Raw genomic sequence first — 17,240 nt, 5'->3', positions numbered from 1 at the left:
GTCCTCGCCCGGCTACTCTCAACCCCGACAGAAGACACCGCGTTGCACTAGACCCTGGAAACCGCCGCGCTGCGCGCCCGGACCGGCTCGACCAACGGAAAAGGGGCGGACCGGCTCGATCAGCTCGATCAGCGAAGGGGCTGCCGTCTCACCGCTGGTTGAGCCGCGCCGCCGCCGAAGGCGGCTGCGCGTGTCGAAACCGGCTCGCGCTGGCGGTCGGTCTCGACACGGTCAGGGCGCTGCGCGCCCGGACCGGCTCGACCAACGGAAAGGGGCAGACCGGCCCGACCTGCTGGAACGGAGAGTGGGACGGGGAGAGGCCTACGGCTTCGCGAAGATCGGGCGCTGCTCCCCCGCGCGGATCGGGAAGGCCAGCCGGTTGCCAGCCGGCGGCAGCGGGCAGTTGAACTGCTCGCTCAGCGCGCACGGCGGCACGATGGCCCGGTTGAAGTCGAGGTCGACGGTGCCGTCGTGCCTCGGCTTCACGAAGAGGAACCGCCCGACGTCGTAGGTCTCGTCGCCCGTGGTGGCGTCGGCGAACACGATCTGCAGGCTGTCGCCGTCGGGCAGCGCGACGAGCTCGACCTGAGCGCCCTCGTGCTCGAAGCGGATGCGGCCGGGCGAGACACCCTGGCGCAGCGAACCGCCACGGGACTTCGCGTACTCGAACGCGACGCCGCCGTCGACCGGCTCGAAGGTGCCGTGCTTCACCCACGCCGGGTCGTAGGGGTAGACGTCGATGCGCTGGAAGCCGCGCGACTCCGCCGCGTCCGAGTCCCACACCTGCAGCGCGAAGCGACCGTTGAAGTCGGGGCCGACAGCGAACGCCGTCGTGTGGTCATCGAAGCGCACCGAGCTCGGCGTCATCGAGTCGTGGCCGTAGACGATGGCCGCGCCGTCGACGACCTGGCCGTCGACCACGATCTCGTCAGACGCATCCGCCGTGACCTGCAGCCCGTCGCCGGACGGCGACAGCGACCAGGTGCCCGGGACGCCCTCGATCGTCGTGGGCTCGGAGACCCACGCGGTGACGACGAGCGCGAGCGCTCCCTGCGGGGCGCGCACGCTGTGGTCGCGCTTGCGTCGGAAGGCCTCGTGGTGCTCCATGGTGGCGTCGTCGGGAGCCGTCACAGCGGTGTCGCTCATGGAGCAAGCCTATCCAGCGGCACCCACGTGGGCGTCGCACCGTACATTCGTCGCATGCTGCCCGCACCGACCATCGGCTTGATCCTCCCGCCCGAGCAGGCGCCCGAGCGCTTCATCGGCGTCGCTCAGGCGGCCGACGAAGCGGGCGTCGACGAGCTGTGGCTGTGGGAGGACTGCTTCGGGCAATCGGGCACCTCCACCGCCGCCGCCGTGCTCGCCGCGACCGACCGGATCCGAGTGGGGCTGGGGCTCATGCCGGTGCCGCTGCGCAACGTCGCACTCACCGCCATGGAGATCGCGACGATCGCACGGATGTTCCCCGGCAGGTTCCTGCCCGGCATCGGTCACGGCGTGCTCGAGTGGATGGCGCAGGCGGGAGTGCGCGCCGAGTCGCCGCTCACGCTGCTGACGGAGCACGCGACCGCGCTGCGCACGCTGCTCGCCGGCGACGAGCTGAGCGTCGAGGGCCGCTACGTGCGGCTCGACCGGGTGCGGCTGCGCTGGCCCCCGCACGAGGTGCCGCCGCTGCTGATCGGCGGCGGTCGCCCGAAGGCGCTGGCGATCGCGGGCGAGCTTGGCGACGGCGTCATCCTGGCGGGCGAGCTGACGCCAGAGGTCGGGCGTGACGTGACGCGAGCGGCGGTCGAGGTGGTGCGAGCCGCCCGGGAGGCGGCCGGCCTCAAGGGCGCGTTCCCGGTCGTGCAGTTCGCGGGCATCCGGTCGGACGCGTCGGCCGATGAGGTGGCGGAGCTCGCGCGCTCGTTCGGCGAGGCGGGCGCGACGAGCGTGCCGCTGCTGGCGCTCGACGCCGAGGGGCAGCCGGAAGCCGGCGACGGCATCCTGCGGCTCGCCACGACGATCGGCGAGTGCCGCGCGCTGCTGCCCTAGCTGTTGCGGCCGCGGGCCGCGACCCGCCAGGTGGTGACCGGCTGTGCATCGGTGCCGTGGTCGTGCACCGCGAGCTCGTCGACGAGGTTGACGGCGGTGCACACGTGGTTGGGCACGACGCGCACGACGCTGCCGAGCGGCGGCAGCTCGGCGCCCTCCGGCAGCTCGGCAACTGCGTGGTGCTCGCTCAGCAGCACGATGCGGGCGTCCCGGTGGTCGAGCAGCCGCCCGTAGCCGGTCGCCCACGGAGCCCGGTCGGCGCCGAGCACCTTCGAGCCGGCGTCGAGCACGAGCCGGCCGCCCGCGTGCGACACGACGGTCGCATGGCAGGTGAGGGCGATGTCGCTCGAGCGCATGCTGCCGAGCTCCCACTGCTGGGCGTCGCCGAGCACCCCCACGCCGGGCCGCAGCTCGGTCACCGGCGAGTCGAGCGCGAGCGCCGCGTCGAAGCTGGGGGTCGAGCCACCCGACACGACTCGCGGCGTGACGCCAGCGGCTCGCATCGCGGCGACCGCGACCGTGAGCGCCTCCACCTCGTCGGCGGCCGCCCGCTCGCGCCCCTCGGGCGCGTACGCGTGGCCGGGGAAGGCGAAGACGCCCTCGACGTCGATGCCGGCGCGCACCGCGGCCGCCGCGACGTCACCGGCGAGCCCTGGCTCGCAACCGGACCGGTGATGCCCTGCGTCGATCTCGACGCGCACCGCGATGCGGCCCGCAAGTCCCCCGCGTGTGACGCGCTCGACGCCGGCGACGGAGTCCACCCCGATCGAGATGTTCGCGCCGACCGCCGCGAGGTGGCTGAGCCGGGCGGCGCGGGCGGCGTCGACCCAGAGCGGGTACGCGATGAAGAGGTCGTCGAGCCCCGCGGCGGCGAAGACCTCGGCCTCCCCCACCGTCGCGACGGTGAGTCCGACGGCGCCGGCAGCCAGCTGCATCCGCCCGATCTCGATGCACTTGTGCGTCTTGGCGTGGGGGCGCAGCGCGAGCCCGCGGGCCGTCGCCGCGTCGGCGGTGCGGGCGATGTTCGCCTGCATGCGCTCGAGGTCGACCGAGAGGAACGGCGTGCTCGGGCTCATGCTCCGGAGCGTACCGGTGCCCGAGGCAGCGTCGCTCGGTGTCCCCCAAGCAACGATCTTCTAGCGTTGGTCGCATGTCCCACGAGCACGCACCGGCGACCGCCGACGCCCATGACGAAGCACCGACGAAGCTGAAGCGAGGGATCACCGGTCCGCTGCTGTTCGTCTTCATCCTCGGCGACGTGCTCGGCGCCGGGATCTACGCCCTCACGGGCGTCCTCTCCGCCGAGGTCGGCGGGGTGCTGTGGCTGCCGCTGCTGCTGGCCCTCCTGCTCGCGCTGCTGACCGCCGGCTCGTACGCGGAGCTCGTCACGAAGTACCCGCGCGCCGGCGGTGCCGCGGTCTTCGCGCAGCGCGCGTACCGCAGCCCGATCGTGTCGTTCCTCGTCGGCTTCTGCATGCTCGCCGCCGGCGTCGTGAGCGCCGCGGGCCTCGCGCTCGCGTTCGGCGACTACCTCTCGGCGCTCGTGCCGATCGCGCCCGCGCTCGCCGCACCGCTGTTCCTGCTGCTCGTCGCCGCGCTCAACGCGCGCGGCATCCGCGAGTCGATGGCGGGGAACGTCGTCATGACGGTGATCGAGCTCACCGGTCTGCTGCTCATCATCGTCGCGGTGGCCGTCATGCTCGGCGGTGGCGGCGGGAACGTCGAGCACATCGGCGAGTTCCCGCCGGGCGCCAACCCTGCGCTCGCGACCCTCGCAGCGGCGATCATCGCCTACTACTCGTTCGTGGGCTTCGAGACCTCCGCCAACATGGTCGAGGAGCTCCAGAACCCGCGCAGGACCTACCCCCGCGCGCTCTTCGGTTCGCTCCTCGTCGCGGGCGTCGTCTACGTGCTCGTCGCGCTCGCGAGCGCGATCGCGCTGCCGCCCGAGGAGCTCGCGGGATCGACGTCACCGCTGCTCGACGTGTTCGCGGCGACCGGCGTGCCCATGCCGGCGTGGATCTTCGGCGTCATCGCGCTCGTCGCAGTCGCGAACGGCGCGCTGCTCACGATGATCATGGCCAGCCGGCTCACCTTCGGGATGGCCGAGCAGGGACTGCTCCCGTCGGCGCTCGGCCGCGTGCTTCCGCGCCGGCGCACGCCGTGGGTCGCCATCCTGGTCACCACGCTCGTCGCGATCGGCATCACCTTCGTCGGCGACCTCGGCACGCTCGCCGAGACCGTCGTGCTCCTGCTGCTGTTCGTCTTCCTGAGCACGAACATCGCCGTGCTCGTGCTGCGGCGCGATCGCGTCGAGCGCGGCCACTTCCGGGTGTGGACGTGGGTCCCGGTGCTGGGCATCGGCTCGTGCATCCTGCTGCTCAGCCAGCAGGAGCCGCACGTGTGGCTCTTCGGGGCCATCGCGATCGCGGTCGGGCTCGTCGCCTACGTCGCCTCCGGCGGGCTGCGGCGGCGACCGGCCGCGCTGGAGGGCGCGGTCGACGAGCGGTGACGCGGGTCGCCACCCAGCCAGCCTGACCGGTCAGGCGAGCGCGCGCTGCTCGTCGTGCCGAAGCCTCGACGTCAGGTAGAGGCGATGCGCGGTGATGACGAGCGCCAACCAGGCCGCGCCGAGCGCCCAGCCGGCCACGACATCCGTCACCCAGTGGTGGCCGAGGTAGACGCGGCTCGCGGCGACGAGCACGGTCGCGACCACCGCGATGACGATGATGAGCGCTCGCGACCATGCCGTGTGCCGGCGGAGGATGAGCAGGTAGGCGATGACGCCGAGGATCGCGACGGCGTTGAGCGTGTGGCCGCTCGGGAACGACGCCGAGACCTCGTACGGCGGCACCGCGTCGGTGATCGGCGGCCGGTCGCGGCCGATCAGGATCTTGCCCGCCACGGTCATGAGCAGCGAGCCGCCGCCGGCGGCGACGATGAGCACGAGCGGCGTCCACGAGCGCCGACGGATGCTGAGGGTGACGAGCGCGATGATCGCGACGAGGGGCATGCCCACCGTGCCCGCCAGATCCGTGAAGCCGGTGATGAACGCGTTCGCCCCTGGATTCCGGATGGTGATGATCGCGTCGAGCACCGGCCGGTCGATGCCTGCGATGCCGTCCTCGTCGGTGACCGCGTCGTAGACGGCCACCGCGAGGAAGCTGAGCGCGGTGGCGATCGCGGCGCCGATCGCGAGCGTGATGATGAGGGTCGCGTACGGACCCAAAGTCGCGCCCATCCAGCGCGCGAAGCCGGCCATCCAGCGGCCGAGCCGCGTGCGCCAGTGCGTCAGCTCGACGTCGCCGACCTGGGTGTCCTGCGTGCGCTCCCCGCGGGGGCCGTGCTCCGGCTGCTGCTGCTCGTCGACCGTCATGCTCGCCCTCCGTGGGTCAGTGGACCTGTCCCCCGGTCATCCTGCTCCCACAGCCGTCCGTCAGCCTGGACGTCGGCGGAGTGTTCTCAGTGCGGCGTCGGCCGGTACACGAGCTCGAGCGTGCGGCCGTCGAGCGTGCGGCTCTCGAGCAGGTCGAGATCGAAGTCACCTGCGCCGCCGAGGATGGGGTCGTCGCCGGTCGTGCCGGTGATCACCGGGAAGACCGTCACCTGCAGGCGGTCGACGAGGCCTGCCGACATCAGGGCCCAGTTGAGCGAGAGGCTGCCGTGCGAGCGCAGCGGCACATCGGACTCCTCCTTGAGCCGCGCGACGATGTCGACGCCGTCGCCGTGGGCGACGGTCGCGTCGGGCCAGTCGAGCGGCTCTTCGAGCGACGACGACACGACGGTCATGGGCGCGGCGCGCATCCGCTTCACCCACGGGTCCTCCGTGCCCGCCTTCTCGGGGTCCGGGTCGAGCATCTGCACGAACTCGCGGTACGTGGTGGCCCCGAACACCATGCGCACGTCGTCGCTGTACTGGGCGAGACGGTGCTCGAGGAGCTCCGGACCCTGCTTGCCCCAGTAGCCGCCCCAGTCGCCGTGGTGCGAGCCGTAGCCGTCGAGGCTGCAGAAGATGTCCCAGGTGTAGGTCGCGGTCATGCTGGCTCCTCTTCGCTGTGCGTCGATCGTCGAGTGCGCCCCGCCGGGTGTCAAGGAGCGGCGCTCGCGCGGCCATTCCCCGCCCTCATCCGGTGCTAGGTTCGAAGGCTGCGCCGCGACACGCTGGATGGGATCGTCGTTGTGCTGGAACCCTGACGGGATGGCAGATCGGAGACCGTGGTGAGCGAGGCGCTCTACGAGTCGCAGGTGCGGAAGGCCGAGCGGATCGGCCGGCTCGCGGCCGACGAGGGACTCGACCACGACGCCGTGCACCAGGTGGCGCTCGAGGCCGAGCGGCTCGCCGCCATCGAGGCTGCCGACGTGACCCGTCGCGCGCGACCGCGATGGTTGAGCGCGCTGCTCGCCTCCGGCGCCGCGCTGGCGGTCGGGCTCTTCTGGACGCGCATCATGGCCGGCACGTTCGAGCTCACGCTCGGTTCGATCCTCGGAGCCGTCGGCGTGCTGCTCATCATCGTCGACCTCATCTGGGGCAGCAGCTCCGTGCGGATCGGCGTCGCGCTGAAGCAGCGCTGGCTCTACAAGACGCCGGTGCCCGTGCAGCTCGCGGTGCTGCAGGGCTACAACGAGCGGCGAGAGGTGCTCGGCCAGCCCGGTTGCGACTGCCTCGCAGCGCTCGACGCGACCGAGGGCGACGCAGAGGACTGAGGGCAGCACACGGGATGCCGGTGCAGGGCGACGGCGTCGTACTGGATCACGGCGCTGGGGATGCCTTGGGCATCACGGCATGCCGTGCCGCCTGGGACGCCTTGCTGACCAGCGTCTCGAGGGGACCCCGCCCCAGCCGCAGGTGCCAGACCCATGCGAAGGTGAGCGCTGCGGCGACCTGGAGCAGGTAGCCGGTCGTGGCGTCGAAGACGTCGAGCGGGGAGTTCATGAACATCACGTGCGCGGCATAGAGGGTCAGCGTCATCCCACCCGCAGCGCCGAGCACGCGCATCGCCGTCATGAGCGCGCGGTTGCGAGCCGCGAGCGACTCAAGGAGGAGCATGGCGCCGAGCAGGGCAACGGCGACACCCGTGGTGTGCAGCAGGTCGAGCGGGGTGGTGGTGTGGGGCGCGTCGGTGGCGAGCCACCACCAGGTGGTCGTCGGGGTGGTGCCAGCCGTGCCCCAGATCAGCATGTCGGTGACCTCTTCCGAGCTGATCCCGGCCTCTGCGGCAGTCGCGTACAGCTGCTGCTCGCCGCCGAGCCCATGCAGCGCCCACAGGGAAGCCGCCGCGGCGGTCACCGCGGCGGCCGCGCCGTAGGCCAGGAGCCTGGTCGCTGTCTGCAGCGAGGACAGGCGCAAGCGCCCGACCAGCAGACCCGCGCAGATGTACGCCATCCAGGGCAGTGCCGGATAGACGCCGGTCAGCGTCAGCTCCGTCAGCAGCGCACCCGGCTGGGACAGGACCAGCTCGAAGGACGGGTTGACGCCGGACGCCTCGGGCAGGAACGGGAGCACGAGGTGGCTGACGACGGGCATCCCCACTGAGATGCAGACGCCCGTGACCGCGAGCGCCCAGTCGGGCAGGAACGTCAGCGGGATGGCCAGGACGAAGAGCACGGCGTAGTAGACCAGGATCACCGACATGATGCTCGGGTCGGCGTAGCCGAGCGCGAGACCGATGACCGCGATGAGCAGTGCCCTGACAGCGAGCGCTGCGGCCACAGCCCTCCGCTCCCGGCCCAGCACTTGGCGCCGACCCGTCATGAAGGCGATGCCGACACCGGCCAGGACGGCGAACGTCGCGGCGGATCGTCCGGCGGCGAGCTCATAGGTCCAGGTCACGTGCCCCTCCGCGTCGTAAGCGAAGAGCGCGTGCACCGCCATCATGCCGAGCAGAGCGATGCCGCGGGTGGCATCGACCGCCACCAGTCGTTGCTTGTTCGCCGCGGGAGCGGTGCTCGGGATGGCTGCGTCGGTGACCATGCAACAACACTGAGCCAGCATCCGTCCGTGCGACATCCGCGCTTCAGGCAGGGCATCCCCGCCATTCGGCGGGGTGCCCGCCCCGAACGCCGGTTCGAGGCCCCATAATCGGCTCATGGCAGGGCAGCCCCCAGACATCATCCGCGTGATGGTGATCGACGACGAGGCCCTCGTCCGGTCGGGCTTCCGGCTGATCCTGCAAGCAGCTGCCGACATCGAGGTGGCCGCCACGTGCGATGGCGTGCACGCGATCGAGCAGGTCCGGCGCCATCGCCCTCACGTGGTCCTGCTCGACCTGCGGATGCCGCACGTCGACGGTCTGACGATCTTGCGCGAGCTCTCCGCGTGGGCGGATCCCCCGGTCGTGGCCATGCTGACGACGTTCGACACGAATGCGCACATCGCACAGGCGCTGAGCCTCGGCGCCGCGGGGTTCCTGCTGAAGGACACCGAGCCGGACCATCTCGTCCAGGCGGTACGGGTGATGGTCGCCGGTGGCAAGGTGCTGTCCCCGAAGGTGACCGACACGGTGATCACCGGCTACCTCAGCGCGAGCAGCGACCCCCGCTCGCGTGCGGGCATCGAGACGATGACCCCGCGGGAGTGCGAGGTCCTCGCTCTGGTGGGTCAAGGGCTCGGGAACGCGCAGATCGCCCGGCAGCTGCATCTGAGCCCGTCCACCGTGAAGGACCACGTCAGCGCGGTGCTCGCCAAGCTGGCAGTCAGCAACCGTGTCCAGGCAGCGGTCATCGCGCGCGATGCCGGGCTCACTGTCGCGCCCGCGTCGGAACGTGGACCGTGAGTGCCGTGAGACCGCCGCCGGCAGCCGTCGACGCGGCGCTTGTGGTGCTCGCGCTGCTCGATGCCGCGTTCAGCACCGACCGCGAAGGTGGCACGCCGATGGTGCTCTCCATCATCGCCGCGCTCGGGCTCGTGGCACGACGGCGCTGGCCGTATCTGGCGTTCGCGCTGACCGTTCCCGCGCTGCTCGTGGCCTACGTCCTCATCGCCCCCCTGGCGGCCCTGTACACCATTGCCGCGACGGCGAAGAAGCGGTGGCCGGTCGTCGTGTGCGCGCTGATCGCGGCGGCCGCGTACTACCTGCCCTGGCCGCTCACCGAGCTCGCGTGGGGCGACTCTGCTCAGGGCAGGGTCGACCCGCTCGGCCTCATCTACAGCGCCGTCTTCGTCGGCGCGCCCGTGGCGCTCGGCGTGCTCACGCAGACCAAGCGGGACCTCTCCAACAGCCTGGCGGAGATCCGGTCGAGCCACGCCCGCGAGCAGCAGCTGCTCGCGGAGCGCGTGCTGGCGCAGGAACGGGCCCGGCTGGCTCGGGAGATGCACGACGTGGTCTCGCACCAGGTCAGCCTGATCGCCGTCCAGGCCGGCGCCCTCGGCGTCACGGCGCCGGACGAGAACGTCCGTGACAGCGCGCAGACCATCCGCCGCCTCAGTGTTCGCACGCTCGACGAGCTGCGCCACATGATCGGGGTGCTGCGACGAAGCGACACCGCCGCGATCGATGTGGTGCCGCAGCCCCGTCTCGCCGACATCCCGCTGTTGGTCGAATCCAGTGGGCACAACGCCACCCTCGACATGCACGCCTCGAGCGGACGCGAATGGAGCGAACCCACCGAGCGGGCGGCATACCGCACCGTCCAAGAGGGACTGACGAACGTCAGCAAGCACGCCCCGGGCGCGGCCGTCTCCGTCAGCATCAAGCCGCGCGGCACCGGCCTCCACGTCACTGTGCGGAACGGTCCGCCGCCCGCTCCACCCACCGGCGAGCTGCCCACCGGCGGTCACGGTCTCACGGGTCTGCGTGAGCGCGCGGACCTCCTGGGCGGGCGCGTGGACGCCGGCCCCACCGAGGAGGGCGGATTCCTGCTCGAGGCGACGCTCCCGGATGTACGCAGTCACGGCTCTGGCGCCCCCACGCCATGAGCGCATCCCGAGGCGTGCGCAGCGAGGCGCAGCCGGCTCGACGCGGACGATTGCGATCCCAGCGAAGCTCTGACAGCGTTGCGCGGGATCGTGGAGAGGTTGGGCGCGCATGGACATGCTGAGCGGTGAACAGATCGCCTCCGCCGGACTGACGGACTGGCGCAAGCTCGCCCAAGGACTGCATGCCCGCTACCTGGTCGACGACTTCAGCGCCGCCGCTCGATTCGTCGCGGCCGTGGGTGACGCGGGCGACGTGCTCGGACACCATCCGATCGTGTCGATCGGCCCGGGGTACGTCGATCTCAAGCTGATCAGCGACGACGCCATCTACCGCGACGGCGAGGGCACCGAGCACGTCGTCGAGTGGGTGACCAAGAAGGACCTCGACCTAGCTCGACGGATCACTGAGATCGCCGCCGAGCACACGCTCGCCGCCGACCCGGGTTCGGTCAGCGTCATCGAGCTCGGCCTCGACACGGCACGATCCGCGGCCATCGCACCCGTGTGGGCGGCCCTGTTGACGGGAAGCCCAGAGGCGCAGGGCCACGGCTCCCCCAGCGACGAGATCCGGGACGCCACCGGCCGGGTGCCGAACCTGTGGTTCGGGGATGCGGTCGACCAGGGGGGCCCGCGTCAGCGGTTCCACGTCGAGGTCTATGTGGCCCCGGAAGCGGCGGCCGCACGCATCGCCGCCGCGGTCGCCGCCGGCGGAACGGTGGTGGACGACAGCAACGCACCCTCGCTCACCGTGATCGCCGACCAGGATGGCAACGAGGGAGTCGTCTGCGTCGACACGTCGGCGGCATAGGCGGATCGCTCGGGCAGCTTCGACGCATCCACCTCGCCGACCTCGCCGTCGGTCACAGCCCCAGCAGCGCTCGAGCGATGAGGAAGTAGATGATCAAGCCTGCGGCGTCGACGAAGGTCGTGATGAACGGATTCGAGAAGACCGCTGGGTCTGCACGCAGCGTCTTCGCGGCGAGCGGCATCACCCCTCCGACGGTGGCGGCGAGCGTGCACAGCGCGACGAGCGTCAAGCCGATGACTGCGCCGACGGGCGGGCCATAGAAGAGCGCGGTCAACGCGAAGCCCACAGCGCCGAGGATCAGTCCGAGGCTCAGACCCGTCCACGCCTCACGGACGACGATGCGCGGGAAGTCGCGGGGCGTCACATCGCCGAGCGCCAGCGCGCGAGTGACCGTCGTCGCCGCCTGATTGCCCGTGTTGCCGCCCGTGCCGATGAGCAGCGGGATGAAGACCGAGAGCACCACCATCTGCGAGATCGTCGATTCGAACACCTCGAGCACCTGGACCGTCAGCGTCGCACCGACGGCGAGGACCGTCAGCCACACGACGCGGGAGCGCACGATCGTGCTGACCCTCGTCGAGAGGTAGGGGCGGCGAAGCCGCTCGGAACCGGCACTGCGCGCCTGGTCCTCGCTGTCGGCCTCCTCGATGATCCGCAGCGCATCGTCGACGGTCAGGATCCCCACGAGCCGCTCCTCCTCGTCGATGACGAGCAGCGTCAGCAGCTTGAGGCCGGCGCACCGCCGCGCCGCCTCCTCCGCGTCCGAGCGCGCGGACACGCTGTAGGGCCGGCGCATGATCGATCCCACGAGCGTGGAGTCCTCCCCCGCGCGCATGAGGTCGCGCATGCTGACGACCCCGACGAGGCGGCGCTCATCGTCGACGACCGGCAGCGTGTAGATCGTCTCGGCATCCTCGAGCCTCAACCGGATGCGCTCGAGCGCGGCCTTCACCGACATCACCGACGACAGCGCGACGAAGCCGGGGCTCATCCGGCGGCCGATCGACCGGGGCGGATAGCCGAGCATCACGCCGGTGCGCTCGCGCTCCCTCGGCGTCAACCCATGCATCAGTCGGCTCGCGACGGTTGCGGGCACTTCATCGAGCAGGCTGACGCGGTCGTCCGGTCCGAGTCGGGCAAAGACGTCCGCCACCTGCTCGTCCTGGAGCCCCTGGACGAGGTCGCTCTGCAGAGCAGAACCCAGGCGCTCGAACACCTCCGCTGCCAGGTCCTTCGGCAGCAATCGGTAGACCACCGCCCGATCGCGTCGAGACATCCGTTTCAGGAGGGTGACGACCTCGGGTGCGCTCGATGGCGCTAGTAGACCGGCGAGCTCCTCGAATCGCTGGTCGCGGAGTGCTCGCTCGACGGCAGCGGTGCTGCTCGCCTTGTGGCTCTTGGCGCCGCCCATAGCGCTCCCCCTCCTTGCCAGACGTCACCTCGACGCTCGTCCATCACCGCGTGCGAGACACACTCGCGATGCTCCGGACAGCCATCGTCCCGCGATCATGTCGTCGTCTGCCGGAGGCGAGCGGAATACTCCCAGCCGCCCGCACCTTGCAGACAACATGCGAGCCATCACCTACTCCCAGTCCGGCCCCTCCTCGGTCCTCGAGCTCACCGACCGCGAGCCCGCCGTGCCCGGCCCGGATGAGGTGCGGGTCCGTGTCGCCGTGTCGGGTGTCAACCCGACCGATTGGAAGGCACGCGCGGGCAGCAGGCCGCTGGCGTTCGCCGAGATCGTCCCGAACCAGGATGGCGCCGGCGTCGTCGATGCTGTCGGGTCGGACGTCGAGGGGCTGCAGATCGGCGACCGCGTGTGGCTCTTCCTCGCCGCTCACCAGCGACCGACCGGGACCGCGCAGGAGTTCACGGTCGTGCCGGCCAGCCGCGTCGTCGGCCTGCCGGACGGCATCGGGTTCGATGTTGGCGCGAGCCTGGGCGTTCCTGCGATGACCGCCCACCGCGCGCTCACCGTGCACGAGTTCGGCCCGGCGCGACTGGCACCCGGCACCCTCGACGGCCGCGTGGTGCTGGTGCAGGGCGGAGCAGGCGCGGTCGGGCACGCCGCGATCCAACTGGCGGTGTGGGCGGGCGCGACCGTGATCGCCACGGTCAGCAACGACGACAAGGCAGCACTTGCGCGGACAGCCGGCGCGCACCACGTCCTCCAGTACCCGGATGGCGAGCTCGCTGCCAAGGTGCGCTCCGTCGCTCCGGACGGCGTCGACCACATCGTCGAAGTCGCGCTCGCTCAGAACGCCGCGCTCGATGTGGAGGTCCTCGCCAACCACGGCAGCATCGCGTACTACGCGAACAACAACGGCGACGAGTTCACCGCGCCGATCATGACGAGCTTCGCGAAGAACGTCCGCTGGCAGGGACTCCTGCTCTACACCGTCGGGCCGGAGGCGCTCGCCGTCGCCGCGGAAGACATCACCGCCGCCCTCGAGGCGGGCGCTCTTCCGGTCGGCGCTGAGGCGGGCCTGCCGCTGACGTGGTTCTCACTCGAGGACACGGCATCAGCTCACGATGCGGTTGAAGACGGGGTCACCGGGAAGGTCCTCATCACCGTCGCGGACGACCTGCGCTGAAGAAAGCAGTGTCGGTTACCGGGAGCTGTGCCGCTGACAGGCAACTCGTCACCAGTCGCGCGGACCCGCAGAGCGATCGCCCCGCGTTCCTCCACTCTTCGCGTGGTCCCGAAGTGCATGACGCACCGCGAGGCGGATGATCCAGTAGGTCACCAGGAGGACCAAGGTCGTGACCCCGGCCCAGATCAAGACGCCGGCTAGGCCGAAGACGACGAACCCATCCGGGCTCGGGGGTGCGAAGGTCACCTCCGGAGCGTAGCGGAGTTATCCTCGGTTCATCCCACCCGGCGAGTCCCGCTAGAGGCAGGCTCGTCAATCCGCGAGGCGTTCCATCGGATGACCGAGGACGACTGAACGTCGTCGCCGCAAGAGCGAGCACTTGTGGCGGCACCCAGAATCACGCCTGCGCCCTCGACGGAGCATGTACGGTCGCGCCATGGACACCGGCTATCGCACCGCTGCGACCGCAAGTCTGGTCGTCGCGGCACTGACGCTCTCGGCATGCGCCGCAAGTCCTCCGCGAGCGACCTCTGAAGCGATCGCAACTCAAGAACCGGTCGCTACGGCGTCGGCATCGGCGGCCGCGGCGGCCCCTCCCTCAAGGACGCCGCGGGCCGATCCGCACGACTGCGTTGGCGTGGTGCCTGCGGCGACTGTCGATTCGTACATCGCACAGGGACTGGTGCTGAACCCCGCACGGCTCGATACGTCCTGGTACGACGGACCCCTCTGGCTCGCCGACGAGCCCGCTTCGACGATTGCCGCAGATCGCCACGTCGTGACCTGCATCTTCACTACGGAGCTCGAGGGCGACGGAGTCTCGTCGATCGAGGTGTACGCCGGCCTCGACGACGGCGAGAGCGAGTCACTCGCCCAAGCCGCAACCGCAACCGGATGGACGAGCGAGTCGATCGCGGATTCGGTGTCGATGCTGTGGACCATCGACCCCGACCCGAACACGGAGCATCGCGAAGCGTGGGTCCTCGGCGGTGACCGCTGGCTGCGGGTCTCAGGCAACCTCCGCCAGTCGGAGCAGGTCGCGCGCGAGGTTGCCGCAGCCGTATGGGAGCTGCCAGCGGTCGCGCCGCCGAGCACTGCTCCGCCCAGCAGCTGCGAGACGCTCGTCCCGCAACGTACCGTCGAGGAACACGCCAGTCGCGGGCTCGTCCTCACCACACCTGACGACATCGACATCGTCGCCAACCACACCGTCGCCTCACAAGGCGTGTCGGCCGATCATCGACTGTTCACGTGCCTCTTCGCGCCACCCGGAAGCCGTGACCGGATGGTCATCATCCAGTTCCACTCAGGCCTCGACGCGGCTGACATCGACGTCCTGCAAGCGGCCGCCGACGAAGACATCGCATTCGGCTACGAGGCCGTCCCCGTCGCGGGCACGGATGCCGACCCCGTCTTCGCCTACGTCAGCGAGACCACCGGCGTCACAGCACAGGACGTGCAGGTGTTCCACGGCGACACCTGGGTGCACTTCTTCACGCACCAGGAGATCGACGTCATGCCGGCCGTCTCGCAGATCGCGACGCGGATCTGGGGCTGAGCAGAACAGGGAGCGGGTCGACAAGCTGATGGTCGTCACTGGTGCCGATTCACGGTGCCGTCCTTCTAGTGCGATTCCGGCATCTGTGATCCGCGCGCTAGCGCCACGTCCCTCGCCACTTCCACCACTGAATGGCCGCCCCGCCGACACAGAGTGCGACCACCGCCCAGGGCATGAATGGCCCTAGCGCATGTCCGACCGCTGTGTGAACGATGTTGTTGTCAGCGTCGTTCGAGACTCCGGTTGGCTGGTAGCTCGCTCTGACGGTTCCGTTGTCCCTTGGTTGACCGTCGAGATAGACGTTCTCGAGCCGAATGCTGCGGTCGTCGCTATGCCACGTCCCGACGCTTCGACACCCATAGCGGGCCTCCTCGCACCGATGCTCGGTGAAGGTTCCCCAAAGGACCGGCTCGTTCGAATCGACGATGTCAGAGATGCCGAGAACCACTCCGACCGCCGCGATACTGCCCATGACTGCGTAGAAGAGGACTTGCCCGACTCGTTGCGCCCACAACCACCATCCACGTTTCCGCCGCCGAGATCTGAAACGGTGACGTATTGGCTGCACGAAAGGAACATTAGCTCTCCCCACACGGGGACACCGCCGGGCCGCAGGCGCCCGCCGTCGCCGATGAAGGCGTCACCGCCGCCCTGAAGGAGGGTGCCCGTTTTTGTGGGCGCGGACGCTGGGTTGCTGCCGCTGACGTGGTTCTCACTCGAGGACACGGCAGCCGCTCACGGTGCCGAAGGAGGTGCTCTTGGATCGGCTATTCGATAGGGCGACCTGAGCACTCCCCCGGTGCCCCGACGCCCACCCGCGAACAGTAGGAGCCCCGTTGACATGCGCCTCGCGGTCGGCGTAACTTCCCGCTCAAGAGCGCCCGTGCCAGCTGGCAACCAGGGCCGGATCACCCGACACGAGCCCGGCATTCGCACAGGAGCGCGCCATGTCCAGCAACGTGATCGGCGACATCCGCGGCAATTTCCACGGCCAAGTCGTGATGCCTGAGGATGGCGAGTACGACGAGGCCCGCTCGGTCTTCAACGCGATGATCGACAAACGGCCGGCCGCGGTCATTCGGGTCGCTGACGACGGCGACGTCATCGAGGGCGTGAAGCTCGCCAGAGAGCACGGATTCGAACTCGCGATCCGCGGCGGCGGGCACAGCGGGCCCGGATTCGGCACGATCGACGATGGAATCGTGCTCGACTTCTCGGCGCGCACCACCGTCGAGGTCGACCCGAGCACCAAACGGGCGAGAGCGGATGCCGGCACCACGTGGTCGATGTTCAATCGTGCGACCCATGAGCACGGGCTGGCCACCCCTGGGGGCATACAAGGAACCACCGGCATCGCCGGCCTCACCCTCGGCGGCGGGATCGGTTACCTGTCCCGCAAGCACGGGCTGACTTGCGACAACCTCATCTCTGCCCGGGTGGTCACCGCTGACGGCGACCTGCTGACCGCCAGCGAGGCCGAGAACGCTGACCTGTTCTGGGCGCTCCGCGGTGGCGGAGGCAACTTCGGCGTCGTCACCTCTTTCGAATACCAGCTGCATCCCGTCGACATCGTGCACGCCGGCATCATCATCTACCCGATCGAGCACGCGCGGACCGTGGCCGAGTTCTACCGGGAGCAGATCAAGGCGGCCCCGGAGGAGTTCGGCGTCTTCCTGGGCTTCCACCAGGGGCCGCCGGTCCCGTTCCTGCCCGAGGAGTGGGTGGGGCAGCCGGTCTGCGTGATCGTGGGCATGTGGACGGGCGATCCCGCGGAAGGACCGGGCATGTGGCAGCCGTACCTCGACGTCGCGCCCGTGGTCGGGTCGATGGTGGGCGAGATGCCGTATCCGGCTCTCAACGGCGCGTTCGATGAGCTGGTCCACAAGGGATTGCAGGACTATTGGAAGGCGAACTTCATCTCAGAGCTGAGTGACGGCGCCATCGACGCCTACATCAGGTTCGGCCACACGGTGCCCAGCGTGCAGACAAGCGTGCACGTGTACCCGATCGACGGCGCCGTGCAGCGGGTCGCTCCGGATGCGACTGCGTTCGCCTATCGACACGCGAACTTCGCTCCGGTGATCGCTGGTTTCTGGGAGGACCCGGCAGACAACGAAGCGAACACGAGATGGGTACGCGACCTGGCAGAGGCGCTCCGGCCACACGCGGAGGCTGGTGGCTACATCAATTTCATGGACGCCGACGACCAGGCTCGCATCGCGGACAACTATGGCGGCAACTATGCACGGCTCGCCCAGATCAAGGCGAAGTACGACCCGGACAACCTGTTCCACGTGAACCAGAACATCAAGCCCGCCTCGTAGGAGCGCA

The 17,240-nt window shown here is 70.0% G+C and carries 15 protein-coding genes; 9 read left to right on the top strand and 6 right to left on the bottom strand.

The window, feature by feature from the left end:
* Nucleotides 1–321 precede the first annotated feature (321 nt).
* Nucleotides 322–1,146, bottom strand: coding sequence for a DUF1684 domain-containing protein (locus ACLQ21_RS14725; RefSeq protein WP_425664714.1), 825 nt, complete (start codon nt 1,144–1,146; stop codon nt 322–324).
* A gap of 54 nt (nt 1,147–1,200) precedes the next feature.
* On the opposite strand from ACLQ21_RS14725, the gene ACLQ21_RS14720 reads away from it, so the two are divergent.
* A complete protein-coding gene (locus ACLQ21_RS14720) occupies nt 1,201–2,034 on the top strand; it encodes an LLM class flavin-dependent oxidoreductase (RefSeq protein ID WP_425664713.1) in 834 nt (277 codons plus the stop codon).
* Here ACLQ21_RS14720 and ACLQ21_RS14715 read toward each other — a convergent pair.
* A complete protein-coding gene (locus tag ACLQ21_RS14715) occupies nt 2,031–3,110 on the bottom strand; it encodes an alanine racemase (RefSeq protein WP_425664712.1) in 1,080 nt (359 codons plus the stop codon). The two genes, ACLQ21_RS14720 and ACLQ21_RS14715, sit on opposite strands and share 4 nt — an antisense overlap.
* Before the next feature lie 74 nt (nt 3,111–3,184).
* Between ACLQ21_RS14715 and ACLQ21_RS14710 the strand changes: the two genes are divergently transcribed.
* A complete protein-coding gene (locus tag ACLQ21_RS14710; protein WP_425664711.1) occupies nt 3,185–4,546 on the top strand; it encodes an APC family permease in 1,362 nt (453 codons plus the stop codon).
* Between the two features lie 30 nt (nt 4,547–4,576).
* Here the strand turns inward: ACLQ21_RS14710 and ACLQ21_RS14705 are convergent, their stop codons facing one another.
* Both ACLQ21_RS14705 and ACLQ21_RS14700 read right to left on the bottom strand, forming a co-directional pair.
* On the bottom strand, nt 4,577–5,410 hold the full coding sequence (locus ACLQ21_RS14705; protein ID WP_425664710.1) for a phosphatase PAP2 family protein: 834 nt from the start codon (nt 5,408–5,410) through the stop codon (nt 4,577–4,579).
* An 86-nt stretch (nt 5,411–5,496) separates the two neighbouring features.
* Nucleotides 5,497–6,072, bottom strand: a complete 576-nt coding sequence (locus ACLQ21_RS14700; protein ID WP_425664709.1) for a dihydrofolate reductase family protein — start codon at nt 6,070–6,072, stop codon at nt 5,497–5,499.
* Between the two features lie 180 nt (nt 6,073–6,252).
* Between ACLQ21_RS14700 and ACLQ21_RS14695 the strand changes: the two genes are divergently transcribed.
* Nucleotides 6,253–6,738, top strand: coding sequence for a hypothetical protein (locus ACLQ21_RS14695; RefSeq protein ID WP_425664708.1), 486 nt, complete (start codon nt 6,253–6,255; stop codon nt 6,736–6,738).
* Nucleotides 6,739–6,784: 46 nt separating this feature from the next.
* Here the strand turns inward: ACLQ21_RS14695 and ACLQ21_RS14690 are convergent, their stop codons facing one another.
* Nucleotides 6,785–8,005 (bottom strand): heparan-alpha-glucosaminide N-acetyltransferase domain-containing protein, encoded by a 1,221-nt coding sequence (locus ACLQ21_RS14690; RefSeq protein WP_425664707.1) that lies wholly within the window; start codon nt 8,003–8,005, stop codon nt 6,785–6,787.
* 148 nt (nt 8,006–8,153) lie between these two features.
* Here ACLQ21_RS14690 and ACLQ21_RS14685 point away from each other — a divergent pair, with 148 nt between their 5' ends.
* From ACLQ21_RS14685 to ACLQ21_RS14675, 3 genes are all read left to right on the top strand, one after another.
* The gene (locus ACLQ21_RS14685; RefSeq protein WP_425664706.1) at nt 8,154–8,807 is read left to right on the top strand and encodes a response regulator; all 654 of its coding nucleotides are present in this window, start codon (nt 8,154–8,156) and stop codon (nt 8,805–8,807) included.
* Nucleotides 8,804–9,949: a sensor histidine kinase gene (locus ACLQ21_RS14680; protein ID WP_425664705.1), complete on the top strand. Its 1,146-nt coding sequence runs from the start codon at nt 8,804–8,806 to the stop codon at nt 9,947–9,949. The genes ACLQ21_RS14685 and ACLQ21_RS14680 overlap by 4 nt, the downstream gene beginning before the upstream one ends.
* A 109-nt stretch (nt 9,950–10,058) precedes the next feature.
* A complete protein-coding gene (locus tag ACLQ21_RS14675) occupies nt 10,059–10,757 on the top strand; it encodes a VOC family protein (RefSeq protein WP_425664704.1) in 699 nt (232 codons plus the stop codon).
* 52 nt (nt 10,758–10,809) lie between these two features.
* On the opposite strand, the gene mgtE is transcribed toward ACLQ21_RS14675, so the two are convergent.
* A complete protein-coding gene (gene mgtE, locus ACLQ21_RS14670; protein ID WP_425664703.1) occupies nt 10,810–12,168 on the bottom strand; it encodes a magnesium transporter in 1,359 nt (452 codons plus the stop codon).
* Between the two features lie 157 nt (nt 12,169–12,325).
* On the opposite strand from mgtE, the gene ACLQ21_RS14665 reads away from it, so the two are divergent.
* The 3 genes from ACLQ21_RS14665 to ACLQ21_RS14655 all read left to right on the top strand — a co-directional run bounded on the left by ACLQ21_RS14665 (nt 12,326) and on the right by ACLQ21_RS14655 (nt 17,233).
* Nucleotides 12,326–13,351 carry an NADPH:quinone reductase gene (locus ACLQ21_RS14665; RefSeq protein WP_425664702.1) on the top strand — a complete coding sequence of 342 codons (1,026 nt, stop codon included), beginning with the start codon at nt 12,326–12,328 and terminating at the stop codon, nt 13,349–13,351.
* 436 nt (nt 13,352–13,787) lie between these two features.
* Nucleotides 13,788–14,909: a hypothetical protein gene (locus ACLQ21_RS14660; RefSeq protein ID WP_425664701.1), complete on the top strand. Its 1,122-nt coding sequence runs from the start codon at nt 13,788–13,790 to the stop codon at nt 14,907–14,909.
* Nucleotides 14,910–15,856: 947 nt separating this feature from the next.
* Complete coding sequence (locus ACLQ21_RS14655) at nt 15,857–17,233, top strand: FAD-binding oxidoreductase (protein WP_425664700.1); 1,377 nt, start codon at nt 15,857–15,859, stop codon at nt 17,231–17,233.
* The last annotated feature ends 7 nt before the right edge of the window (nt 17,234–17,240 follow it).

The sequence above is a fragment of the Agrococcus sp. DT81.2 genome (assembly GCF_049844935.1).
Classification (GTDB): domain Bacteria; phylum Actinomycetota; class Actinomycetes; order Actinomycetales; family Microbacteriaceae; genus Agrococcus.
The sequence above is the reverse complement of the archived record's forward strand: the minus strand, read 5'-3'. Positions and strand labels throughout refer to the sequence as shown.